Annotated in this window: 22 protein-coding genes; 10 read left to right on the forward strand and 12 right to left on the reverse strand. The window is 72.3% G+C overall.

Going from position 1 to position 21,689, the window contains the following annotated elements; all coding sequences use genetic code 11:
* Positions 1–59: 59 nt before the first annotated feature.
* Positions 60–242, forward strand: coding sequence for a PspC domain-containing protein (locus ACFQS1_RS09810; RefSeq protein ID WP_378966017.1), 183 nt, complete (start codon positions 60–62; stop codon positions 240–242).
* Between the two features lie 67 nt (positions 243–309).
* Here the strand turns inward: ACFQS1_RS09810 and ACFQS1_RS09815 are convergent, their stop codons facing one another.
* From ACFQS1_RS09815 to pdxH, 7 genes are read right to left on the reverse strand one after another with little or no spacing between them, the layout of a single operon-like run.
* Entirely contained in the window at positions 310–1,044 is a 735-nt protein-coding gene (locus ACFQS1_RS09815) for a DUF4230 domain-containing protein (protein ID WP_378966019.1), read from the reverse strand.
* 54 nt (positions 1,045–1,098) lie between these two features.
* Positions 1,099–2,262 (reverse strand): acyl-CoA dehydrogenase family protein, encoded by a 1,164-nt coding sequence (locus tag ACFQS1_RS09820; RefSeq protein ID WP_378966346.1) that lies wholly within the window; start codon positions 2,260–2,262, stop codon positions 1,099–1,101.
* A gap of 8 nt (positions 2,263–2,270) precedes the next feature.
* Positions 2,271–2,567 (reverse strand): type II toxin-antitoxin system VapB family antitoxin, encoded by a 297-nt coding sequence (locus tag ACFQS1_RS09825; protein ID WP_378966021.1) that lies wholly within the window; start codon positions 2,565–2,567, stop codon positions 2,271–2,273.
* A gap of 60 nt (positions 2,568–2,627) precedes the next feature.
* Positions 2,628–3,248 carry a nitroreductase family protein gene (locus tag ACFQS1_RS09830; RefSeq protein ID WP_378966349.1) on the reverse strand — a complete coding sequence of 207 codons (621 nt, stop codon included), beginning with the start codon at positions 3,246–3,248 and terminating at the stop codon, positions 2,628–2,630.
* Positions 3,248–4,168, reverse strand: a complete 921-nt coding sequence (locus tag ACFQS1_RS09835) for an aldose 1-epimerase family protein (RefSeq protein ID WP_378966023.1) — start codon at positions 4,166–4,168, stop codon at positions 3,248–3,250. The genes ACFQS1_RS09830 and ACFQS1_RS09835 overlap by 1 nt, the downstream gene beginning before the upstream one ends.
* Positions 4,165–5,490 carry an MFS transporter gene (locus ACFQS1_RS09840; protein WP_378966025.1) on the reverse strand — a complete coding sequence of 442 codons (1,326 nt, stop codon included), beginning with the start codon at positions 5,488–5,490 and terminating at the stop codon, positions 4,165–4,167. The genes ACFQS1_RS09835 and ACFQS1_RS09840 overlap by 4 nt, the downstream gene beginning before the upstream one ends.
* Positions 5,487–6,113 (reverse strand): pyridoxamine 5'-phosphate oxidase, encoded by a 627-nt coding sequence (gene pdxH, locus ACFQS1_RS09845; protein ID WP_378966351.1) that lies wholly within the window; start codon positions 6,111–6,113, stop codon positions 5,487–5,489. Before pdxH ends, ACFQS1_RS09840 begins: the two co-directional genes overlap by 4 nt.
* A gap of 191 nt (positions 6,114–6,304) precedes the next feature.
* Between pdxH and ACFQS1_RS09850 the strand changes: the two genes are divergently transcribed.
* From ACFQS1_RS09850 to thpR, 5 genes are all read left to right on the forward strand, one after another.
* Positions 6,305–7,432, forward strand: coding sequence for a citrate synthase 2 (locus ACFQS1_RS09850; RefSeq protein WP_378966028.1), 1,128 nt, complete (start codon positions 6,305–6,307; stop codon positions 7,430–7,432).
* A gap of 76 nt (positions 7,433–7,508) precedes the next feature.
* Positions 7,509–8,630, forward strand: a complete 1,122-nt coding sequence (serC, locus tag ACFQS1_RS09855) for a phosphoserine transaminase (RefSeq protein ID WP_378966030.1) — start codon at positions 7,509–7,511, stop codon at positions 8,628–8,630.
* Between the two features lie 33 nt (positions 8,631–8,663).
* Positions 8,664–8,942: a hypothetical protein gene (locus ACFQS1_RS09860; RefSeq protein ID WP_378966032.1), complete on the forward strand. Its 279-nt coding sequence runs from the start codon at positions 8,664–8,666 to the stop codon at positions 8,940–8,942.
* 719 nt (positions 8,943–9,661) lie between these two features.
* On the forward strand, positions 9,662–10,738 hold the full coding sequence (sepH, locus tag ACFQS1_RS09865) for a septation protein SepH (RefSeq protein ID WP_378966034.1): 1,077 nt from the start codon (positions 9,662–9,664) through the stop codon (positions 10,736–10,738).
* A 5-nt stretch (positions 10,739–10,743) separates the two neighbouring features.
* The gene (thpR, locus tag ACFQS1_RS09870) at positions 10,744–11,226 is read left to right on the forward strand and encodes an RNA 2',3'-cyclic phosphodiesterase (RefSeq protein ID WP_378966353.1); all 483 of its coding nucleotides are present in this window, start codon (positions 10,744–10,746) and stop codon (positions 11,224–11,226) included.
* A gap of 10 nt (positions 11,227–11,236) precedes the next feature.
* Here thpR and ACFQS1_RS09875 read toward each other — a convergent pair whose 3' ends face one another.
* Entirely contained in the window at positions 11,237–11,674 is a 438-nt protein-coding gene (locus tag ACFQS1_RS09875) for a hypothetical protein (RefSeq protein WP_378966356.1), read from the reverse strand.
* 112 nt (positions 11,675–11,786) lie between these two features.
* On the opposite strand from ACFQS1_RS09875, the gene ACFQS1_RS09880 reads away from it, so the two are divergent.
* Positions 11,787–14,468, forward strand: coding sequence for an AAA domain-containing protein (locus ACFQS1_RS09880; protein WP_378966036.1), 2,682 nt, complete (start codon positions 11,787–11,789; stop codon positions 14,466–14,468).
* A gap of 19 nt (positions 14,469–14,487) precedes the next feature.
* Here the strand turns inward: ACFQS1_RS09880 and ACFQS1_RS09885 are convergent, their stop codons facing one another.
* The 3 genes from ACFQS1_RS09885 to ACFQS1_RS09895 all read right to left on the reverse strand — a co-directional run bounded on the left by ACFQS1_RS09885 (position 14,488) and on the right by ACFQS1_RS09895 (position 17,914).
* Positions 14,488–15,843, reverse strand: a complete 1,356-nt coding sequence (locus ACFQS1_RS09885; RefSeq protein WP_378966038.1) for an MFS transporter — start codon at positions 15,841–15,843, stop codon at positions 14,488–14,490.
* Between the two features lie 68 nt (positions 15,844–15,911).
* The gene (locus tag ACFQS1_RS09890) at positions 15,912–16,358 is read right to left on the reverse strand and encodes a MarR family winged helix-turn-helix transcriptional regulator (RefSeq protein ID WP_378966358.1); all 447 of its coding nucleotides are present in this window, start codon (positions 16,356–16,358) and stop codon (positions 15,912–15,914) included.
* A gap of 110 nt (positions 16,359–16,468) precedes the next feature.
* A complete protein-coding gene (locus ACFQS1_RS09895) occupies positions 16,469–17,914 on the reverse strand; it encodes an NCS2 family permease (RefSeq protein WP_378966040.1) in 1,446 nt (481 codons plus the stop codon).
* 143 nt (positions 17,915–18,057) lie between these two features.
* Between ACFQS1_RS09895 and ACFQS1_RS09900 the strand changes: the two genes are divergently transcribed.
* Positions 18,058–18,261: a DUF2530 domain-containing protein gene (locus tag ACFQS1_RS09900; RefSeq protein WP_378966360.1), complete on the forward strand. Its 204-nt coding sequence runs from the start codon at positions 18,058–18,060 to the stop codon at positions 18,259–18,261.
* On the opposite strand, the gene ACFQS1_RS09905 is transcribed toward ACFQS1_RS09900, so the two are convergent.
* On the reverse strand, positions 18,258–19,130 hold the full coding sequence (locus ACFQS1_RS09905) for a DUF3027 domain-containing protein (RefSeq protein WP_378966362.1): 873 nt from the start codon (positions 19,128–19,130) through the stop codon (positions 18,258–18,260). The genes ACFQS1_RS09900 and ACFQS1_RS09905 overlap by 4 nt on opposite strands.
* Positions 19,131–19,182: 52 nt before the next feature.
* Here ACFQS1_RS09905 and ACFQS1_RS09910 point away from each other — a divergent pair, with 52 nt between their 5' ends.
* Positions 19,183–21,012 carry an MFS transporter gene (locus ACFQS1_RS09910; protein WP_378966043.1) on the forward strand — a complete coding sequence of 610 codons (1,830 nt, stop codon included), beginning with the start codon at positions 19,183–19,185 and terminating at the stop codon, positions 21,010–21,012.
* A complete protein-coding gene (locus ACFQS1_RS09915; RefSeq protein WP_378966045.1) occupies positions 21,012–21,638 on the forward strand; it encodes a futalosine hydrolase in 627 nt (208 codons plus the stop codon). The genes ACFQS1_RS09910 and ACFQS1_RS09915 overlap by 1 nt, the downstream gene beginning before the upstream one ends.
* Positions 21,639–21,689: the final 51 nt, after the last annotated feature.

The following is a 21,689-nucleotide window of genomic DNA, read 5'->3' on the forward strand; positions in this document are numbered from 1 at the left end:
CCGCTCGCGGCGCACCTACCTTCGAGCTACCGACAAAGAACCTGAAGGAGTGAGTGATCGTGACCCGCCGCCTCGCCCGCCCGCGCGACGACCGCTGGATCGCCGGCGTCTGTTCCGGACTGGGCCGCCGCTTCGGACTCTCGTCCGGCGCGGTCCGCCTGATCTTCGTGATCTCCTGCCTCCTGCCCGGACCGCAGTTCGTCATCTACCTCATCCTCTGGGCTCTGATGCCCAACGAGTGAACCCGTGCCGGGCTCGCCGCCGGCGTTCCCGGTGCGGACGTTCCGCGCCGGCGAGCCCGGCGCGGTCTCACGGCGTGGTGAACTCGATCGTCACCGACGTATAGCCGAGGCGGCTGAACAGGCTCACCAGCATGTGCTGGGTGTTGTCCCTCGCCCGCTGGTCGAGGCCGCTGGACCGGGCCGCCTCGGTGATCCGCTGCTGGGCGAGCTGATAGACCCGCTGCTGTTTGTCGGTGTCGGACTTGAACGCGTCGCCGATGCTGGTCAGCAGCCCGCGATTTTCCTCGACGACGTAGCTCTTCTGCAAGTCGAGCGCGGCGTCGCCCTGCTGCGGCGGCGGCAGGGTGATCTTGATGTTCTTCTTCTCGTTGTCGACCTCGAGCGCCTTGTCGGAGAGCGTGGAGAAGTCCACATACTCCTCCACGGTGCCGGAGCCGACGAAGAGCACCCGCCGGTTGATCAGCCAGTCGGGGACGTACTTGCGGTCCTCCTGGAGGTCGACGATCACCTGGAAGGTGCCGTCGGCGGCCACGTATCGACTGAGGTCGCGCATCGACTGCAGCAGCACGGGCTGGCTGCGGTCGGTGGTCTGCCGGTCGAACGGGTTGTCGAAGCTGGGCAGCACGTTCAGCGAGCGCAGCCCGAAGCAGGCGGCGACGATGACCGCGAAGACCACGCCGAAGAAGATGAGGACGCGAGCGACGATGCTCTTGCGCGGGGGATCGGGAACAGCGGCCGGCTGCTCGTCGGGGACGGCCGGATATTCCTTCGTCGGTTCGTCGACATCCGGTGACTGAGCCATACCCATAAGGTACGAGGGGGGTACGACACTCGCACTCGCAAGCCGCGCAGCGACTCAGTCGAACGCGCTCAGACCGGTCAATTTTTGACCTATCACCAGCTGGTGGATCTCCGAAGTTCCCTCGTACGTGAGCACGCTCTCGAGGTTCGCGGCGTGCCGCATGATCGGATACTCGCCGCTGATGCCGTTGCCGCCGAGGATCGTGCGGCAGGTCCGGGCGATCTTGATGGCTTCCCGGACGTTGTTCAGCTTGCCGACGCTGACCTGCTCGGGACGCAGCGAGCCGGTCGAGTCGCGCAGCCGGCCGAGGTGCAGCGCGAGCAGGAAGCCCTTCTGCAGCTCCAGGGTCATGTCGGCGAGCTTGGCCTGGGTCAGCTGGAATCCGGCGATCGGCCGGCCGAACTGCTCGCGGCTCCCGGCGTACTCGAGCGCGGTGGCAAGACAGTCGCGGGCGGCGCCCAGCGCCCCCCAGATGATGCCGAATCGGGCCTCGGTGAGGCAGGACAGCGGCGCCTTGAGGCCGGCGGCGGCCGGCAACCGGGCCTCGTCCGGCAGACGCACGTCGTCCAGAACGATCTCGCCCGTCGACGACGCCCGCAGCGACATCTTGTTGGTTATCTCGCGGGCCGCGAACCCCGGCGTATCGGTGGGCACCGCGAAGCCGACCACGCCCTCCTCGGCTCGCGCCCAGATCACCGCCACGTCGGCCAGCGGCGCATTGGTGATCCACATCTTGCCGCCGGTGAGGACCCAGCCGGACCCGTCGCGCCGGGCCCGGGTCGACATGGTGGCCGGGTCGGAGCCGTGGTCGGGCTCGGTCAGTCCGAAGCAGCCGATCAGCTCGCCCGCGGCCATGCCGGGCAGCCAGCGCTGCTTCTGCTCGGCCGAGCCGAACCGCCAGATCGCGTACATCGCGAGCGACCCCTGCACGCTGACCAGCGAGCGGACGCCCGAGTCGGCGGCCTCCAGCTCCATGCAGGCCAGGCCGTACGACACCGCGGAGGCGCCGGCGCAGCCGTACCCGGTCAGATGCATGCCGAGCAGGCCGAGCTTGCCGAACTCGCGGGCCAGCTCGCGGACCGGGGCGGCGCCGTCCTGGTACCAGCCGGCGACGTGCGGGCGTACCCGGTCGTCGGCGACCCGGCGGCACAGCGCGCGGATGTCGCGCTCCTCGTCGGTCAGCAGGCTGTCGACATCGAGCAGATCCAGCGGGGACACCGGCATGGTCAGCCCTCGACGACCAGGACGCGGGCATGGATCTGGTTGCGCTGCTGCAGGGCCGCCCGCAGCGCGCGGTGCAGCCCGTCCTCGAGGTAGAGGGAACCCTGATATTCCACGACGTGCGGGAAGAGGTCACCGTAGAAGGTCGAGTCCTCGGCCAGCAGCTTGTCGAGCGCGAGCTCGCGTTTCGTGGTGATCAGGTCGGCGAGCCGGATCGGCCTGGGCGGAATCTCGGCCCAGGCCTTCAGCGTGGTGTGGTGATCGGGATACGGGGCTCCGTCCCGGACGGCTTTGAAGATCACGCCGGTTGCCCCCTTCCCAAAAGCACCCAAGTTGCCGGCCCCAAGCACCCAAGTTACCGGCTAGCCTAGCCGCGCCCATCGGCCATGATGCACCACCTCGTCGACCGGGCGGTGCCCCCGCTTCAGCGACGGGGACTTCTTGTCGGGCGCCCGGTAACCCACCGTGAGCGTCCCGATCGGGTGGAACTCGCCGGGCACGCCGAACGCGTCCTTGAAGCTCTGCGTCGTCTCGACCGGGATGCCGAAGAAGCACGAGCCGAGGCCCTCGTCGACCGCGGTGAGGTGCATGAGCAGCGCCGCGAACCCGGTGTCGATGTCCCAGTACGGCACCGGCCAGTGCTTCTCGGACCGGTCGGTCCAACCCTTGTCGGCCTGGGCGTAGCGATCCAGGTAGGCCGACTTGTTGGCCAGGCAGACGATGATCACCGGCGCCATCCGCATGCGGGTCAGCCAGTCGCCGCGCCACACCGGCTCGGCCTCGCCGCCGGTGGTGACCGACCAATAGAGATCGCGATCCGCCGGCTCGGTCAGCACCAGGAAGCCCCAGCCCTGCGAGAAGCCGGCGCTCGGCGCCCGCAGGCCGTGCTTGACGATCTTGTCGACGATCTCGGGCGGTACCGGGCGCTCCGGGTCGTAGGTGCGCACCATCCGCCGCTTGCGGACGACCTCGGCGAACTCCATCAGCTCCGGATCCCCCACGTCGCCGTCCAGCGCTCGCCGGGCGCCAGCACGGTCAGGTCGCGGCCGGTGCGGAAGGAGTCGGGCGGGCAGGTCATCGGCTCGATCGCCACCGAGCGGCGGAACCGCTCGTCGTCCAGGGTGTCGCCCGAGAAGACCTGCCAGTACTTGAACTTGTCGTCGGCCCAGACCACGACCTTGGCCGGCGACGCCGGGTCGGCGATGGTGACCTCGGTGATGCCGGACGCGTCGTGCTCGATGTCGCCGAACGTGGTGTCGAGCACCAGGTCGCCGATCTTGCGCGGCTCGGTGAAGTCGTACTCGGTGCCGGCCACCCCGACCGCGCCGATCGGCAGCAGCCGCCCGTCGGCCAGGATGCGGGTCTTGCCGGGGACGTGCAGCAGGATGTCGTCCACCGCGACGCCGGGAAGCTGCACGTACGGGTGGACCGAGAATCCCCACGGCGCGTTCGACGGGCTGTTGTTGACGACCTCCTGCTCGCAGCGCAGGCCGTCGGCCGAGACCGACCAGCGGGCGCGCAGCGTCAGCCACCACGGGTAGCCGATCTGCGCCGGCAGCTCGTACTCGACGGTGATCGCGTCGGCCGTCTGCTCGGCCAGGCTCCAGCGGGCCCAGTTGGCCAGGCCGTGGATCGCGTTGTGCCGGCCCGGCTCGGTCAGCGGCAGCTGGTGGGTCTGCTGCTCGAACGTGTAGTTGCCGTCGCGGATCCGGTTGGGCCAGGGCGCCAGGATCTGACCGGCCGAGGCCGGCGACAGCTCGTCCGCCTCGAAGCCGTCCAGCACCGGCACGTCACCGACGGAGTAGTGGCGCAGCGTGCCACCGACCTCCACGATGACGGCCCGGGTGCCGCCCGACTCGATCGACCACTGGGTTCCGGATATCGCCGGCACGACACTCGTCATGGCTTGGACACTAGTCGTTCCGGGTCCTCCGCCGGGGGCCGGTAGCGCACCAAAGCGGGGAACGCGAGCCCCAGGGCCACGGCCAGTCCGGCCGCCACGAATCCGCCGCCGGCCCAGGACCCGGTCGCTCCGGCGAAGCCGGCGGTGGCGCCGGCCCGCAGGTCGCCCAGGCGCGGCCCGCCCGCCACCACCACGATGTAGACGCCCTGCAGCCGGCCGCGCAGCCGGTCCGGCGCGAAGGTCTGCAGCATCGACTGCCGGTACACGGCGCTGACCAGATCGGCCGCGCCGCCGACCGCGAGCAGCAGCACCATCAGCCACAGCGAGTGCGCGAGCCCGGCGAAGCCGATCGCCAGGCCCCAGGCGACCACCGCCGCCACCAGCGCGATGCCCTGCCGTTTGACCCGGCCGATCCAGCCCGAGGTGAGCCCGGCCACCACCGAGCCGATCGCGATCGCGGCGTACAGCCAGCCGATCGCCGCGCCGCCGCCGAACCGGTCGGCCGCCACCTCGGGGAACAGCGCCCGGGGCATGGCGAACACCATCGCGATGATGTCCACCGCGAAGGAGAGCAGCAGCACCGGCTGGGTGGTCAGGAAGCGCAGGCCGTCGACGATGCCGCGCAGGCCGGCCGAGGGCTTCTCCTCGTCCTCGGCGTGCACGATCGGCGGGATCGGCGGCAGCTTCCAGGTGGCCCAGAACGAGATCGTGAACAGCACCGCGTCGACCAGGTAGGCCACCGTCACGCCGGCGCCGGTCGAGGCCACGCCGAAGATCAGACCGGCGGCCAGCGGGCCGAGCACGCCGCCCGCGGTCGTGGTCGTGTAGCTGAGCGTGTTGGCCGCCGGGACCAGGCCGGTCGGCACGATCCGGGGCACGATCGCCTGCCGGGTGGGCGAGCTCACCGCGAAGCCGGCCGACTGCAGCGCGGTCAGTGCGAGCAGCAGCCAGCCGCTGCGCACGCCGATCAGCGCCTGCGCCAGCAGTCCGACGGTGGACAGCCAGGCCAGCGTCGAGCTGGCCAGCAGCAGCTTGCGCCGGTCGATCACGTCGGCGGCCGCGCCACCCCACAGCCCGAAGATCAGCAGCGGGATCAGGCCGGCGACGCCGAGCAGGCCCACCCACGCCGAGGAGTGCGTGATCGCGTACATCTCGACCGGCACCGCCACCGCGGTGAACTGGAAGCCGAAGAACGAGACGCCGTTCCCGATCCACATGCGGCGATAGGCCGGAGCCCGGAGCGGCCGGGTGTCGATCACCCAGGACTTGCGCTGCTTCTCCTCGACCAGCTCCTCGGTCGACTCCACGGCTTCCTGGCTCAAGGGGCCAGCCTCTCGACGATCCAGGACCGATTTTCGGTACGCCGGAAGCGCAGTCGATCGTGCAGGCGGTTGGAGCGCCCTTGCCAGAACTCCACGGTCTCCGGCACGACCCGCAACCCACCCCAGTGCGGGGGCGCCGGCACCGGCCCGTCACCGAACCTTTCCCGCGCCGCCGCCAGCCCCGCCTCGACCGCGGCCCGGCCGGGCAGCACCCGCGACTGCGGGCTCGCCCACGCGCCCAGCTGCGATCCGCGCGGCCGGGAGGCGAAATACTCCTCGGTCTCGGCCCGCGGCACCCGCTGCACCGCCCCGGTCACGATCACCTGGCGCTGCATGGCGAACCACGGGAAGACCAGGCTCGCGTACGGGTTGGCGGCCAGCTCGGCGCCCTTGCGCGACTGGTAGTTGGTGAAGAACGTGAAGCCGCGCTCGTCGTACCCCTTGAGCAGAACGGTTCGCGCCGACGGGTGACCGTCCGCGGCGGCCGTGGCCACGATCATCGCGTTCGGCTCCGGCAGGCCGAAGGCCGCCGCGTCCGCGAACCAGGCCTCGAACTGCCGGGTCCAGCTGGTGGCGAGGTCCGTTTCCAGGAGCTCGCCACGCTCGGTGTAGTCGCGCCGCATGGCCGCGGGCGAGGGGGGTTCCACAGTCACGAGCGCTCCCTGAACACTTTTCGGCACAACGACCGTAAGTCCGAGCGGCCCTTACGTCAGCCCGGTAAGGATGGGTGTCGCCGAGAGCACATCGCATCGCCCCCATCAAGCGGGCAATATGAAAGACTCGTAGCATTTCCTCGCAGGGAGCCCTGTCTCAATTGTCCGACTTTACCGGCGCCGTCTTCAAACCGGGCCTCGAGGGCGTCGTCGCGTTCGAGACCGAGATCGCCGAGCCCGACAAGGCCGGTGGCTCACTGCGCTACCGCGGCGTCGACATCGAAGACCTGATCGGCACGGTCTCGTTCGGTGACGTCTGGGGCCTGCTGGTCGACGGCAAGTTCGGTCCCGGGCTGCCGCCCGCCGAGCCGTTCCCGGTCCCCGTCCACTCCGGCGACATCCGCGTCGACGTGCAGTCCGCGGTCGCCATGCTCGCCCCGTACTGGGGCCTGCGGCAGTTGCTCGACATCGACAACGACCAGGCCCGGCGCGACCTCGCCCGGGTCTCGGTGACCGCGCTGTCGTTCATTGCCCAGTCCGCCCGCGGGCTCGGCCTGCCCGCGGTCCCGCAGAAGGACATCGACAAGGCGTCGACCATCGTCGAGCGGTTCATGCGCCGCTGGCGGGGCGAGCCCGACCCGAGGCACGTCAAGGCGGTCGACGCCTACTTCATCTCGGCCGCCGAGCACGGGCTCAACGCGTCCACTTTCACCACCCGCATCGCCGCCTCGGTCGGCGCCGACGTGGCCGCCTGCATCTCGGCCGGCATCGGCGCGCTCTCCGGCCCGCTGCACGGGGGCGCGCCGTCCCGGGTGCTGCACATGATCGAGGCGGTCGAGCGGGGCGGCGACGCCGAGGCGTACGTGAAAAGTGTCCTTGATCGTGGCGAGCGGCTGATGGGCTTCGGCCACCGGGTCTACCGCGCCGAGGACCCGCGGGCCCGGGTGCTGCGGCAGATCGCCCGCGAGCTCGGCGCCCCCCGCTACGAGGTCGCCGCCGCGGTCGAGCGGGCCGCGCTGGCCGAGCTGCGGGCCCGCAAGCCCGACCGGGTGATCGCCACCAACGTCGAGTTCTGGTCGGCGGTGGTGCTCGACTTCGCCGAGGTGCCGGCCCAGATGTTCACGCCGATGTTCACCTGCGCGCGGGTGGCCGGCTGGAGCGCGCACGTCCTCGAGCAGAAGAAGCTCGGCCGGATCCTGCGTCCCAGCCTGCGGTACGTCGGCCCGAACCCGCGCAAGCCGCAGGACGTCGAGGGCTGGGCGGCGCTGGCGCCGGCCCGAAATGCGTGACGGTCGCCGCGCCGGTCTCCCGCATAATGTGTGACCGTGACTGAGCTGACCCGCGGCGGAAGGGCCGAGGCAAACCGTGAATAGCATCCGGATTCCTGACGAGATCAAGCCGGTCGACGGGCGCTTCGGCTCGGGCCCCAGCAAGGTGCGGCCCGAGGGCGTCGAGGCGCTGGCCGCGGTGTCGCGCACCTACCTGGGCACCTCGCACCGGCAGAAGACGGTGAAGGACCAGGTCGCCCGCCTGCGCCGGGGCCTCGCCGAGTTCTTCGCGCTCCCCGACGGGTATGAGGTGATCCTGGCCAACGGCGGCACCAGCGCGTTCTGGGAGGCCGCCACGTTCGGCCTGATCCGCGAGAAGGCCCAGTTCGCCGAGTTCGGCGAGTTCGGCGCCAAGTTCGCCAAGGCAGCCGCCGACGCGCCGTTCCTCGCCGATCCGACCGTGCACAAGGCGCCCGGCGGGCAGGCCGCGTTCCTCACCGCCGAGGCCGGCGTCGACACGTACGCGTCGGTCCACAACGAGACCTCGACCGGCGTCGCCGTGCCGGTCCGCCGGGTCGCCGGCGCCGACCCCGGTGCGCTCATGCTGATCGACGCCACGTCCGGCGGCGGCAGCCTCGACGTCGACCTGCGCGAGACCGACGTGTACTACCTGGCCCCGCAGAAGGCGCTCGGCTCGGACGGCGGCATCTGGCTGGCGCTCATGTCGCCGGCCGCCATCGAGCGCGCCTTCGAGATCAAGTCGACGGGCCGGTACATCCCGCAGTTCCTCGACCTGGTCACCGCCATCGAGCAGTCCCGCCTCGAGCAGACGTACAACACGCCCGCCCTGGCCACCGTCTTTCTCGCCGCCGAGCAGCTGGACTGGATGAACGCGCAGGGCGGCCTCGCCTGGGCCGTGAAGCGCAGCGCCGAGAGCGCCGCGGCCATCTACGGCTGGGCCGACCGCTGCTCGTACGCGACGCCGTTCGTCACCGACCCGGCGCTGCGCTCGGCGGCCGTCGCGACCATCGACTTCGACGAGGGCGTCGACGCGGCCGCGATCGCCAAGGTGCTGCGGGCCAACGACGTGGTCGACACCGAGCCGTACCGCAAGCTCGGCCGCAACCAGTTGCGGATCGCGCTCTACCCGACCGTCGACCCGGCCGACGTCACCGCGCTGACCGCCTGCATCGACTACGTGGCCGAGCGGCTTTCGTAGGCTCTCCACAGCTCGGTTCGCTTCACTGGCGGGATGCTTCTTGATCCGGACAACGCGGCTTTCGTGCGCCGCGTCCACGACAAGGGCCTGCGCTTCGACCGCCGGCGCCTGCTCGGCATGCTGGGCAGCGCCGGCGGCGCCCCGCCCAGCACCCCACCAAGCGGCCCGCCCAGCGACCCCCGCGGCGCCCCGCCCAGCACCCCACCAAGCGGCCCGCCCAGCGACCCCCGCGGCGCCCCGCCCAGCACCCCACCTGAAGGCGCGCCCGCCTGGCGACCCGTCGCCGCCGTGGGTAGCCCGGCTCGGTCGTAGCAGCCAGTCACGGCGGGCCGGCCCGGTGGCGTTTGTCCCTGATCGGGCAGGACTGCCCATTGCCCCGGCCGCGCAATACCGCCCCCGATGCTGTCGTTGCCGTCCTCTGGTGAATCTTGAAGACCTGCCGCTCGATGCGAGCACGAAGTCACCAACTTGAGCGCTCCCGGCCGGCCCCGCCAGAGATATAGGCGTATATTTCCGGCACGATCCCACATGCTGGAGCCGCTGCCACCATCCGAGAGACGCCGCCACACCGTGGGACAGCCACCGCAACCGGGCCCGCGACACCGCGCCACCCGGGCTATGGCGGGCCCAGCTCAAGCGACAAGTCGCCCATTCAGGACCAACTGTCGATCATGGCCCACCCCCGCGGCCCGCCCTCCCAGGGGGAGCCCCCACAGGTCATTGTCCCCGGGAAATGGCGTGGTTGCGTGTCATGGGCGTGCAGCCTGTGGATAACCCGCGACTGTGGAAAACGAGCCCCCGCGTAACCGTTCGTGCTTCTGGTCACTCCTCGGCCCGTACGCGAATGGGGGCTTATGGGGGTTGATCTGTGATGTTGAAGATCATCTCCGCAGGTCAGCGAATGTGAAGGGCGTTTGAACTCCGGCGCGTCATCCCCCAAAGGGTGAGGTTGACGCGTACCGTGTTCCAGAACGCGCCCGGGTGACGGACTCTCGGGAGCACAGGCCAACGCGACGGGACGGAGGCAACGCATGCGGCCGGTACGCTTCGTCGCCCTCTCCGAGGACGGTCAGGCCCTGGTGCTCGCCGACGAGGTCGGCCGGCTTCTGGCCCTCCCCCTCGACGACCGGGTCAACAGCGCGGTCTCCCACGAGGCCCACCCCACCTCGCCGGGGGCCGTGACGGCCGTGACGGCGCCGGAGGCCCCACCGTCGCTGTCTCCGCGCGACATTCAGGCCCGCATCCGCTCCGGCGAGTCCGCCGAGGACGTGGCGCGCATCGCCGGCGTCCCGGTCGACCGGGTGCTGCGCTATGCCGGTCCGGTGCTGCAGGAGCGGGCCATGCTGGCCCAGCACGCGCGCCGCACCCGGCTCAAGACCTCCGACTCGGGCGCGCCGCTCGCCGAGGTGGTCGACAGCCGCCTCGCGCAGCACGGCATCGACACCGAGAAGATCTCGTGGGACGCGTTCCGGCGCGACGACGGCACCTGGCGCATCGTCGCCACCTGGCCGTCCGGCAAGGCGACCGCGCAGGCCATCTGGGATCTCGACAAGGGACGCCAGGTCGTCTCGCCGCACGACGACATGGCGCAATACCTGTGCGCCGAGCGGCCGACCCAGATCTTGGGTCAGGATCCGGTGCCCGAGCGCACGTTCCTCGAGCCCGCCCGCGGTGGCCACGGCCTGCCCGGGGCCGGCCGCACCGCCGAGCCCGCCCGCGGCGGGCACGGGCTGCCCGCGGCCGAGACTCCCGCCGCGCGGCCCACTCGCGACCCGATCCGTGCCGGGCGCGACGCGCTGCTCGCCGGCCTCGACCGGCCACTCGGCGGCGGACGCGGCCTGGAGACCAGCGAGCCCCGGCGGCCGGTGGCCGGCGGCGCCGCGGCGCTGCTCGGCGGCGGTTCCGGCTCGGCCTTCGACGACGACGCCGACCTGCCCAAGGAGGTGCCGGCGGTGCCGTCGCTCGCGGTGCTGCGTCCCCGGCGCACGGTCGGCCAGGCCGGCCAGCAGCAGGGCGAGTCCACCGACGAGACGAAACCGCGCAAGCGCTTGCCGAGCTGGGACGACGTGCTGTTCGGTGGCGGTCCGGCGGCTCGCGAGTCGTCCTGACCCGGCTGTTCGTCGCGGTCTTCCCGCCCCCGTCGGCGGTCGAGCCGTTGCGGGCCTGCCTGCCGGCCGGCGCCAAGCTGACCCGGCCGTCCAAATGGCACGTGACGCTGGTCTTCCTCGGCGAGGCGCCGGCCGACGAGGTGTCCGCCGCGCTCGACGAGGTGCCGGTCTCCGGCAGCTTCGCGCTGCGCCTGGCCGGCGGCGGTCGCTTCGGCACGGCGGCGTGGGCCGCGGTCGGCGGCGACCTCGCGGCGCTGCGCAACCTGCGCGAGGACGTCCGGAACGCGCTCACCGCCGCCGGCTTCCGCTCGGCGGATAGGCCATACCAGCCGCATCTGACGGTGACCTATCGCGGGGATCGCGCGGTGCGGGAGGCCCTGGCCGGATACGCCGGCGACTCGTGGACGGTGACGGAGTTCGCGCTGGTCGACAGCCACGACGGCGAATACGGCACGCTGCGCGCCTGGCCGCTGGAACAGGGTGGGTGAGCCGGCCGCGCTAACGCAGGGCCAGCCCCGCGGCCCGCAGCTCGCTCTCCACCCGCAACCGCTCGAGGTCGCGATCCATCCCCTGCAGCGGCCCGAGGTGCTCGACCAGCCCGAGCGCCCGGCACGCCAGGCGCAGCCGCTCGTCGTAGGCCCGCAACACGGCCGCCCGCCACTTCTCCGAGTGCTGGCTGGGCCCGCCACACCGCTGCTGGGCCAGCCGGCGCAGGTCGAAGGCCAGCTGCTCGATCGAGGGAGTGTCGAGCAGCGACAAGGACGGGACCGGATCGGAGGCGCGCAGGGCGCGGTCGAGCCGGCGCAGCGTCACGATCTCGCGCCGGCCCCGGCGGGTCCACCAGCGGCGCGCGCCCGCGTCGTCCGCGCAGAAGACGGCCATGCCGACGCACGGCAGGAACAGCAGCGTCACCAACGCCGCCGAAAGCACCACCATGTGCGCCACGCTCAAAACGTAGGACGGACACCGGCCGGACCGGAATGACCGTTCGGCCGACCCGATCTGCCAATCCCCGCGGGTGCGGGCGGGCGGTACTGTCGAGCCCGCCATGCGCCCCTCGACCGTTCTCGCCGTGCTCGCCGAGCTGGCGCCGGCGGGCGGCGACCGGGTGCTCGACGTGACCCGGGGCGGCCAGGCGCTCGCCTGGCTCGACGACGCCGAGCGCACCCGCCGCCGCAAAGAGATCGACCGGCTGGCCGCGCTGGACGCCCTGCATCGCGACGAACGGCTGCTGCGCCGCGGCTGGGGTTTCCTGGCCGGCCGCGCCGAGGTGGACGGCAAGGCCCGCAAGATCCGGGTGCCGCTGCTGAGTCAGCCGGTGCGCCTCGAGCGCGGCCTGACCGGCTACCGCGTCGTTCCGGCCGGCGACGTCGAGGTCACGCCGCTGGTCACCGACCGCGATCTGGCCGCGGCGCTGGAGTCGGCGCCGGGCCTGGCCGCCCCCGGCTGGCTGGAGGCGACCGGAAGCAAGGCGTGGCTGCGCTCGGCGGCCGCGGCGACCGGGCTCACGGTGGACGCGCTGGTCGACGACGCCCGCCGCCTTCCGGCCGACCGGGTGGTGCTGGTCGCCCGGGCCGCGCTCTACGTGGCTCGGGACGTCTTCGGCGGCGGCCTTCAGGACAGTCTGCGTAGCTGGACGGGGCGCGACCTGGACGGGACCGCGCTCGCGGCGATCTACGACTCCGCAGCGCCGGACCAGCCGGACGACGCGCCCGTCCTTTCGCCGCTGCCGTTGACCGCGGCGCAGGCCGAGGTGGTGACGCGAGCCCGGACCGCGCCGATCACCGTGGTGTCGGGTCCGCCGGGCAACGGCAAGAGCCATACGGTCGTGGCGGCGGCGCTCGAGGTGGTGCATCGGGGCGGCTCCGTGCTGGTGGCGACGCAGTCGCCGCACGCGGCCGAGGTGCTGGCGGCGCTGCTGGCCCGCTTTCCGGGGCCGACGCCGGTGCTGTTCGGCGACGCCGGGCGGCGGGAGAGCCTGGCGGCCGAGCTCACCGCGGGTGCGGAGCGCGGACCGAGCGAACGAGACCTGCGTGCGGACGTCACGGCCGTCGACCAAAAACATGATTTCGTACGCCGTACGCGCACCCGCATAGCCGACGCCCTCGACCAGGAGTCGCGGGCGGCCGAGCTGCCCCACTGGGAGCCACGCCTGGCCGCCCTGGCCGCGGAGGTGCCGGGCGCGTTCGCCGACGACTTCGACCCCGCCCGGCTCGGGCGGCGAGGGCTGGCCGGCTGGTGGGCCCGTCGACGGTTGCGCGTGCGCCGGGGCGTACCCGGGGAACGGGTGACCGAGGCGATCGCCGCGGCCACCGCGCAGCGTGCCGCCGCCCGCCTCGCCGCGACCGGCGGCACCGACCTCGCGCCGCACTGGCTCGCCCTGCACGCGGCCGAGGAAGACCTGGCCACCGCGGTCGGCACGGCCATGCGGCACGCGGCCCGCAGCGAGAAGCGCTGGGACCGGGACGCCCGCCGGGGCGCCGCCGCGCTCGCCGCCGCCCTGCGCGCCGGCCGCAACCGCCGCCGCGAGCTGCTGGCCCAGCTGGACGCGCCGCCGCTGGTGCGCGCGCTGCCGCTGTGGATCGGCACGGTCGCCGACGTGGAGGATCTGCTGCCGGCGTCGCCCGGGATGTTCGACCTCGTGGTGATCGACGAGGCGTCCCATGTGGACCAGGTGCGGGCCGCGCCGGTGCTGGCCCGGGCCCGGCGCGCGCTGATCGTCGGTGACCCGCGGCAGCTGCGGTTCGTGTCGTTCGTGAGCGACGTCGACGTGGCGGAGGTGCTCGACCGGCACGGCGCGGACGAGCGGCTGGACGTGCGCCGGGTCAGCGCCTACGACCTGGCCGCGGGCGCGGCGCCGGCCACGTGGCTGACCGAGCACCACCGCAGCGCGCCGCATCTGATCGGTTTCTCGGCGCACCGCTTCTACGGCGACCGGATCGAGGTGATGACCCGTACGCCGGCGGCCGAGGCGACCGACGCGATCGACGTGGTGCGGGCGCCGTCGGCCTCCCGGGCCGGCGAGGTCGGCGCCGTGCTCGAGGTGGTGCGCGGCCTGGTCGCCGAGGGCCGCCGCGGGATCGGGGTGATCTCGCCGTTCCGGGCCCAGGCCGAGGCCCTGGAGGCGGCGCTGGTGGCGGCGTACTCGGTGGAGCAGATCGAGGAGCTGGGGCTCCGGGTCGGCACGGTGCACGGCTTCCAGGGCAGCGAGGCCGAGGTGGTGGTCGTGTCGCTGGGCCTGCTGCCCACCGATCCGGCCGGGCGGCGCCGCTTCGTCGCGGACCCGCACCTCTTCAACGTGATGATCACCAGAGCCCGCCGCCGGATCGTCGTGGTGACCACCCTGGCCGCGGCGGACGGCCTGATCGGCGACTACTTCGACTACGCGGCCAAGCCGCTGTCCCCGCCCGATTCCGCCGGACGGGATGGCGGCTGGGGCGGCGAGCTCGCGGCCGAACTGGAACGGCTCGAGGTCGAGGTGCGCGCCGGCTACCGGGTCGGGCCGTGGACGGTCGACCTCTGCATCGGGTCGGGCGCGGAGCCGGTGGGAGTCTTCTGCGGTCCGCATCCGGACGGGGCCGAGGCGCACCTCGCCCGCCAGCGCGCCCTGCACCGGGCCGGGTGGCGCCTGCTCGACGCCTTCGCCAGCCGCTGGGCCGGTGACCCGCGCCGCGCCGCCCTGGAGCTGGCGGCGGCGCAGCGTCCGGCCGGCATGCCGTCGTCCGGTTAGCGGCGGCGGGACGACCCGCTCACCGGGTGGAAAGCGCCGGGGAGGGTCCGGTCTCGGGCAAGGGCAGGTGGACCACCGGAGCCTTCTCGGCCGGCGCCTCGTCGCGAGCCGGCCGCACGACCTGCAGCCGGGGCACCGGCCGCATCCGCACGACGATCCGGTCGCCGCTGACTCGGAGCTGCCAGACCAGCGCCACCACCGCGGTCAGGAAGCACAACAGCCCGGCGCCCCAGATGCTGGACGGCACCCCGAAGTGGTCGCCCCACCAGCCGACCACCGACGCCCCGATCGGCGTCGTCCCGAGGAAGACCAGCACGTACAGGGCCATCACCCGGCCGCGGTACTCGGCGTCGACGCCCATCTGCACCCGGTGGTTCGCCGCCTGGGCCAGGAACATCGAGAAGAAGCCGGTGGGCAGCAGGACCGCCATGGCGACCACGAAGCTCGGCGCGAACCCGACCGCGAACTCCAGCGCGCCGAACGCCAGCGCCGAGCCGAGCACCAGGTACGCGCCCGGCCGGGCCCGCCGCGCGCTGCCGGCCAGCGCCCCGCCGAGCGCGCCGACCGCGAGCATGGTGGTGAGCAGTCCGAACGACGACGGGCCGGCGTGGAAGTTGATTTTCGCGAGCGCGGCCAGGGTGACCGGGAAGTTGAAGCCGATCATGCCGACCATCGCCATGAGGGTGATCGGGAGCAGCAGGTCGGGCCGCTTGCGCACGTACCGGAGGCCGTCCATGACCCGGGCGTCCTTCTTGATCCCGGTGTCCGTGCGGTAGAGCTCGGCCGGCCGCATCCGGGTGTAGCTGAAGATCGGCGCGATCGACAGCAGGGTCGCGATCAGAAAGACCGGGCCGGTGTGGAACAGGGCCAGCGCCACTCCGGCCAGCGCCGGCCCGCCGATGCGCGCGGTGTTGAAGGTCGCGGCCGACAGCGCCAGCGCGTTGGGCAGCAGCGGCAGCTCGACCAGCTCGGAGACGAACGCCTGCCGGACCGGGGTCTCGACGGCGTTGGCGATACCGAGCAGGCCGGCGAAGAGGAAGACGTGCCAGAGGCGTACGACGCCGGCGGCGACCAGGACGGCGAAGACGATCGCGGTGATCGCGAACGCGGCGTTCGCGGCGACCAGGAGCTTGCGCTTGTCGTACCGGTCGGCGAGCCGGCCGGTGTAGAGGGTGAGCAACAGCACCGGAAGGAACTGGAGGGCCGCCACCGTGCCGAGCGCGCCGGGCGAGTTGCCGGACAGGTCGAGCACGAGCCAGTCCTGAGCGGTGAACATCATCCACACGCCGACCAGCTTCACGAGCTGGCCGGTGGCGAAGAGCCGGTAGTTGGGGACCCGCAAGGAACTGAACGTGGTACTCAGCACTGCCCGCACGAGGCTGCGCCTCCTTCTCGGTCGTACGCGTCATCACGATGTGATGAAGCGCGGCGACCGGGAAGCGGTCAGGCCCGGGCGACCTGCTGCATGATCTCCGCAGCCCGGAGCAGCACGTCCCGGTCCTCGGCGCTGAGGGTGGCCAGCTGGTCGGCCAGCCACTCGTTGCGCGCCTTCTCGAACTGGGCGTACATCTCCCGCCCCTGCTCGGTGGGCGCCAGGATCACCTGCCGGCCGTCGGTCGGGTGCGGGGTGCGGGCCACCAGCCCGCGGTCCTCCAGCTTTCCGACGATCTTGGTCATCGTCGGGGGCTGGACCCGTTCGACGTCGGCGAGCTCGCGCGGGGTCAGCGCGCCGGCCAGTTGGAGGCTGGTCAGGGCGGAGAGCTGACTGGACGTGAGATCGCCGACCGCGCGGGTCTGCCGGACCCGCCGGTTGAGCCGCTGGATGGCCTCGCGCAGCGTCCTGGCCAGCTCGTCCGCTGTCCCTCGCTCCGTAGCCACCGGCCACTCCATCACGATTCTTAGCCTAGCTAATGAGCTAGGCTAACGACCATCCGATTAGCGTATGACCGCCGTCACCGGGCCCGCTGAGCAGGCCCGGTAGACGGAAGTCTAGGTAGGCGTCAGAGGACCCAGGTCTCCAGGGGACCACGGAGGAAATACAGGACGAAGAGCACGGCGACGCCGTACAGGATGGGGTGAATTTCCCGGGCCTTGCCGACGGCGGCCTTGAGCAGGACGTACGAGATGACCCCGGCCCCGATGCCGTTGGAGATCGAGTACGTGAACGGCATCAGCGTGATCGTCAGGAACGCCGGCACCGCGATCGAGTAGTCGGTCCAGTCGATCTGCCGCACCGACATCATCATCAGGAAGCCGACCACCACGAGCGCCGTCGAGGCGGCCTCGAACGGCACCACCTGCACCAGCGGCGCCAGGAACATGGCCAGCAGGAACAGCACGCCGGTGACCAGGTTGGCGACGCCGGTCCGGGCGCCCTCGCCGACGCCGGCCGCGCTCTCGATGTACGACGTGTTGCTGGACACGCTCGCCGCGCCACCGGCGGCCGCGGCCACCGAGTCGACGAGCAGGATCTCCCGCGTACGCGGCGGCATCCCGTTCTCGTCGAGCATGCCGCCCTCCTGGCCGATCGCGACCATCGTGCCCATGGTGTCGAAGAAGTCGGTGATCAGCAGCGTGAAGACGAACATCACGCAGACCAGCCAGCCGGCCCGCGACCACGAGTCGAGCACGTTGAAGTGACCGATCAGCGAGAAGTCGGGCGAGCTGACCACCTTCTCGGGCAGCTTGGGCACGTTGAGCGACCAGCCGTGCGGGTTGGTCGCCGACGAGCCCACGCCCGCGATCGCCTCCACGATGATCGCCAGGATCGTGCTGCCGAGGATGCCGATCAGGATCGCGCCCTTCACCCGGCGCGCGAACAGCACCAGCGTGAACAGCAGACCGATCACGAAGACGAACGAGGGCCAGGTGAGCAGCGTGCCGCCGAGTCCCATCTCGACCGGCACGGTGGTGTTGGCGGCGTCCGGCACCCGGTGCACGAACCCGGCGTCGACCAGCCCGATGATCATCAGGAACAGGCCGATGCCCACCCCGATCGCGGTCTTGAGCTGGGTCGGGACCGCGCGGAACACGAGCTCGCGCAGGCCGGTCAGCACGAGGATGGCGATCAGGACGCCCTCGATCACCACCAGCCCCATCGCGTCGGCCCAGGTCATTTCCGGGGCGATCTCGTACGCGACCAGCGCGTTGACGCCGAGCCCGGCCGCCAGCGCCAGCGGGAACCGGGCCACCACTCCCATCAGGATGGTCATCACGCCGGCCACCAGCGCGGTGCCGGCCGCGAGCGCCGCCAGCGGGAGCCGCCCGCCGTCGCCGTCCGCCCCCGACCCGAGGATCAGCGGGTTGAGCACGACGATGTAGGCCATGGTGAAGAACGTGGCGAAGCCACCACGGATCTCGCGGGAGAGGTGAGATCCGCGCGCAGATATCTCGAAATATCGGTCGAAAGCGTTGCGCGCACCCTTATCGGTGGCGACCGTCGACATGGGGTCCTCCGCAGGTGTCGGAAAACTACGACTCGCGCATGCTTTCAGATGCAATGACCTGCGGAAAGTCCAGGCCGGTAAAATGATCTACCCTGTTCCGTGTGACGCAGCCGAAACCCCGGGTCGAGCCGCTGGACCCGCCGATGGTCCCGTTCGCGATCGCCGGCCTGGCCGCCTTCGCGATCGCCGGCCTGGTCATCTGGCTGGCGAGCGGCCCGGACAGCTGGCTCGACACCTGCATCGCCGGCTTCCTCGTCGGCATCCCCGGCCTGATCACCATGATCATCCACGACCGCAACCGCAAGCGCCGGCGCGCGATCACCCACGCGGAGTTTCGCGAGAATTAGCTGTGGCCGTAGTCCTCGGCCGGCTCTTCGTTCTCCACCGAGCCGTGGCCGCGGCTCACCGCGACCGACTCGACCTCGCTGTCGTCGTACACCGTCGGCAGCTCCTCGACCGGCTGCTCCGCCGAGCCGAGCAGGGCCTCCGAGTGGGCGCCGCAGCCGTGGTCGGCGCTGACCGCTCTGCCGTCGTCGGGCGCATACAGGTTGCCGCAGACGCCGAACATCGCCCGCAGCGAGCCGGCCAAGGGGAGGTAGAAGCCGCAGGTGCCGCAGCGGGCGTTGCGCGGCGCCGCGGCGGAGATCGGCGCCTCGGGGCCGGCCTCGCCGTCATACCACCGCTGGGCGGTGTCGATGCGGCCCTCGCGGGACATCACCCGGGACCGGCCGAGCCCGAGCTCCCAGCTGACCTCCTCGACCGCGGGGTCGTCGCTCAACACGTAACCCTGGGCCAGCCGATCGTCGTCGGGCGCGGTCGGCATGAGGTCGCCCACGCCGAGGTCGCCGGGCTGCAAACGCTCGTTCCACGGGACCCAGCCGGGGGCGAGCAGCGCGTCCGGGCCGGGCAGCAGGACGGTCTCGCAGACCGTGACGTGCCGGCTGCGCGGGACCCTGGTCACCGTGACCGCCCAGCGCCAGCCCCGGTAACCCGCGAGGTGGCTCTCGAAGAAGTGGGTCACGACCCGGTCGCCCTCGGCGATCGCCTCGAGGTGCTCGCCGATGTCGGCCGGATCCACCTCGGTGATCGCACCACGAGCCACCCCGACGGCATCGGCACAAACCTGGTCGAGGCGGGCAGCACGCGTGGTGGTCCTGGTCGTCACGACTCCATTGTCCCCTACCGGGACTCCTGAGCCGCAGCGACTCCCCCGAATTCCACGGCCGCGGGAGCGGACGCGGGTCGCCCCGATCAGTCAGGATGGTTCCATGCCGCTGCTTCCCACCCTCGGACGCACCGTCGGCACCGGGATCAAGGCCGCCCGGATGATGGTGCGCGGTTCCGTGCGCGGCGGCGCGTGGGCCACCCGCCGCGTCGGCACCGTGCGCGCCCGGGGCGCCGCCAACGAGATCGGCATGATCCGGCTCTTCGACCTGCATGCGATCTCCTGCGCGGGCGACACGCTGATCGCGATCGGCCTGGCCGGCACGATCTTCTTCAACGTGCCGCTCGGCGAGGCGCGCAGCAAGGTCGCGCTCTACCTGCTGATCACGATGATCCCGTTCGCGCTGCTCGCGCCGGTGGTCGGCCCGCTGCTCGACCACTTCCGGCACGGCCGTCGCTACGCGCTCGCCGCCACCATGCTGGGCCGGGCGTTCCTGGCCTATGTGATCTCCGATCACCTCTTCGGCTGGGGCCTGTATCCGGCGGCTTTCGGGGTGCTCGCGCTGTCCCGGGCGTACGGGGTGGCCCGCTCGGCCGCCGTGCCGCGGCTGCTCCCCGAGGGCGTGGGCCTGTCCCAGGTCGGCGCCCGGGCCAGCGTCTACGGCACGTTCGCCGGCGCGGTGGTCGCCCCGCTCGGCCTGCTCGCCTTCAAGATCGGTCCGCAGTGGCCGCTGCGCGTCGCCACGGTCATCTTCGTGGTCGGCATGGTGATCTCGCTGCGCCTGCCCCCGCGGGCCGACTCCGACCCGCCCGAGGCCGTGCCCCGGCCGTGGCGGGCCGCGCTGGGCCTGGGCCGCGGCGGCGACCGGCCGCTCGCCGGCCGGCTGGTGATCGCCACCCTGATCGGCAGCGCCAGCCTGCGCCTGCTCTACGGCTTCCTGCTGCTGTTCCTGGCCTTCGTCATCATGGCCGGCGACCTCGACACGATGCTGCTCGGCCGCGACGTCGGCACCAAGGTCGCGGTCGGCCTGATCGGCGGCGCGCTGGCGGTCGGCACGTTCCTGTCCACCGCGGCCGGCACCCGGCTGCGCATCCGCCGCCCGCTCGCCCTGCAGTCGGCCGGCCTGACCATCACGGCCGGCGTCGCCGTGCTCTCCGCGATCTTCTACAGCCTCGCCATGCTGGCCCTGTTCGCGCTGGTCACCGCGATCTTCAGCGGCATCTCGAAGCTCGCCATCGACGCGAGCATCCAGGAGCGCGTCCCCGAGCGGCTGCGCGCCAGCGCGTTCGCCCACTCCGAGACGGTTCTGATGATCGCCTGGGTGGCCGGCGGCGGGATAGGCATCATCCCGCTCCCCGGCCGCCTCGGCATCGCGGTGGCCGCGCTGATCGCGGTCGCCATGGCGGTGCGCGCCGGCTGGGCCGCGGCCCGCCTCCACAGCGAACACCTGAGCGGCCGGGCCGGCAGCCCCGACGAGCAGCCCGCCGAGGCCGCGACGGCCGCCGCCGACCGCACCGATCGAACCGACCGCGCTGAGCCGGCCGACCCCTGGCCGGACGCGCCCACCGTCCCGGTCCGCAACAAGCCCAACCCGGCTCCGGCCCCGGCCCCGCGGCGTGGCGCCGGCACGGCGACCCAGGCCCGTCCCGCCGACCGCACCCGGATCGACCCGGTCCCCGGTCCTCCGGACAAGCCGAGCGGCCGCCGATGGGGCTTCGGCAAGCGCAAGGAGACGCCACCGGCCCGGCCAGCCGCTCCCCCGCCGCCTCCGGCCGAGCCGGCCCCGAAGCCGGCCCAACGGAGCCGGGCGGCGGGCCCGGCCGCGACCGTGGACGATGCCGGCCCGGCGCCGGCCCCACCCGGCTACCACGTGTACCGGCCGAGCTCGGTGGATCGTCCGGCGAACGGCGACGGCGACGAGGACCGCCCCTGATGGCCCACCCGATCCTGGTGGTCACCGCGGTGGCCGCCGAGGCCGAGGCCGTGCGGGCCGGGGCCGATCCAAGCCATGTCGTGGTGGAATCGGTCGGCGTCGGGCCGGCGGCGGCCGCCGCCGGGACCGCGCGGCTGCTCGCGAAGGGCAGTTACCGCGCGGTGATCAGCGCCGGCATCGCCGGCGGGTTCCCCGGCCGGGCGCCGGTCGGCGCCACCGTGATCGGCGCCCGCAGCATCGCCGCCGACCTCGGCGCCGAGTCGCCCGACGGCTTCCTGCCGATCGAGGAGCTCGGTTTCGGCACGAGCGTGCGGCCGGCCGATCCGCTGCTGCTCAAGGGACTGACCGCCGCGCTGCCCGAGGCGATCGCCGGCGATGTGCTGACGCTCGCCACGGTCACCGGCACCGCCGCCACCGCCGAGGCGTTGAGCCGGCGCTTCCCGCGGGCCGTCGCCGAGGCGATGGAGGGCTTCGGGGTGGCCGTCGCCGCGGCCGGTCTGCCCTTCGCGGAACTGCGCGCGATCTCCAATCCGATCGGCCCCCGCGACCGCGCCGCCTGGCGGCTCAAGGACGCGTTCGCCGCGTTGTCCACAGCTTCGACGGCCCTGTGGACAGCCTGTGGATAACTTCACGATGTGGGAAGGTAGACAGCTGTCGTGACCCACGAGGCCCACGCG

The organism is Paractinoplanes rhizophilus (assembly GCF_042664765.1).
GTDB lineage: Bacteria > Actinomycetota > Actinomycetes > Mycobacteriales > Micromonosporaceae > Actinoplanes > Actinoplanes rhizophilus.

Bases quoted from the DNA above. Each gene is read 5' to 3' on its own strand.
- ACFQS1_RS09815 (WP_378966019.1), bottom strand. From the start codon at position 1,044: ATGGCTCAGTCACCGGATGTCGACGAACCGACGAAGGAATATCCGGCC.
- ACFQS1_RS09830 (WP_378966349.1), bottom strand. From the start codon at position 3,248: ATGGAGTTCGCCGAGGTCGTCCGCAAGCGGCGGATGGTGCGCACCTAC.
- ACFQS1_RS09835 (WP_378966023.1), bottom strand. From the start codon at position 4,168: ATGACGAGTGTCGTGCCGGCGATATCCGGAACCCAGTGGTCGATCGAG.
- pdxH (WP_378966351.1), bottom strand. From the start codon at position 6,113: ATGCGGCGCGACTACACCGAGCGTGGCGAGCTCCTGGAAACGGACCTC.
- ACFQS1_RS09860 (WP_378966032.1), top strand. From the start codon at position 8,664: ATGCTTCTTGATCCGGACAACGCGGCTTTCGTGCGCCGCGTCCACGAC.
- sepH (WP_378966034.1), top strand. From the start codon at position 9,662: ATGCGGCCGGTACGCTTCGTCGCCCTCTCCGAGGACGGTCAGGCCCTG.
- ACFQS1_RS09875 (WP_378966356.1), bottom strand. From the start codon at position 11,674: ATGGTGGTGCTTTCGGCGGCGTTGGTGACGCTGCTGTTCCTGCCGTGC.
- ACFQS1_RS09880 (WP_378966036.1), top strand. From the start codon at position 11,787: ATGCGCCCCTCGACCGTTCTCGCCGTGCTCGCCGAGCTGGCGCCGGCG.
- ACFQS1_RS09890 (WP_378966358.1), bottom strand. From the start codon at position 16,358: ATGGAGTGGCCGGTGGCTACGGAGCGAGGGACAGCGGACGAGCTGGCC.
- ACFQS1_RS09895 (WP_378966040.1), bottom strand. From the start codon at position 17,914: ATGTCGACGGTCGCCACCGATAAGGGTGCGCGCAACGCTTTCGACCGA.
- ACFQS1_RS09900 (WP_378966360.1), top strand. From the start codon at position 18,058: ATGGTCCCGTTCGCGATCGCCGGCCTGGCCGCCTTCGCGATCGCCGGC.
- ACFQS1_RS09910 (WP_378966043.1), top strand. From the start codon at position 19,183: ATGCCGCTGCTTCCCACCCTCGGACGCACCGTCGGCACCGGGATCAAG.
- ACFQS1_RS09915 (WP_378966045.1), top strand. From the start codon at position 21,012: ATGGCCCACCCGATCCTGGTGGTCACCGCGGTGGCCGCCGAGGCCGAG.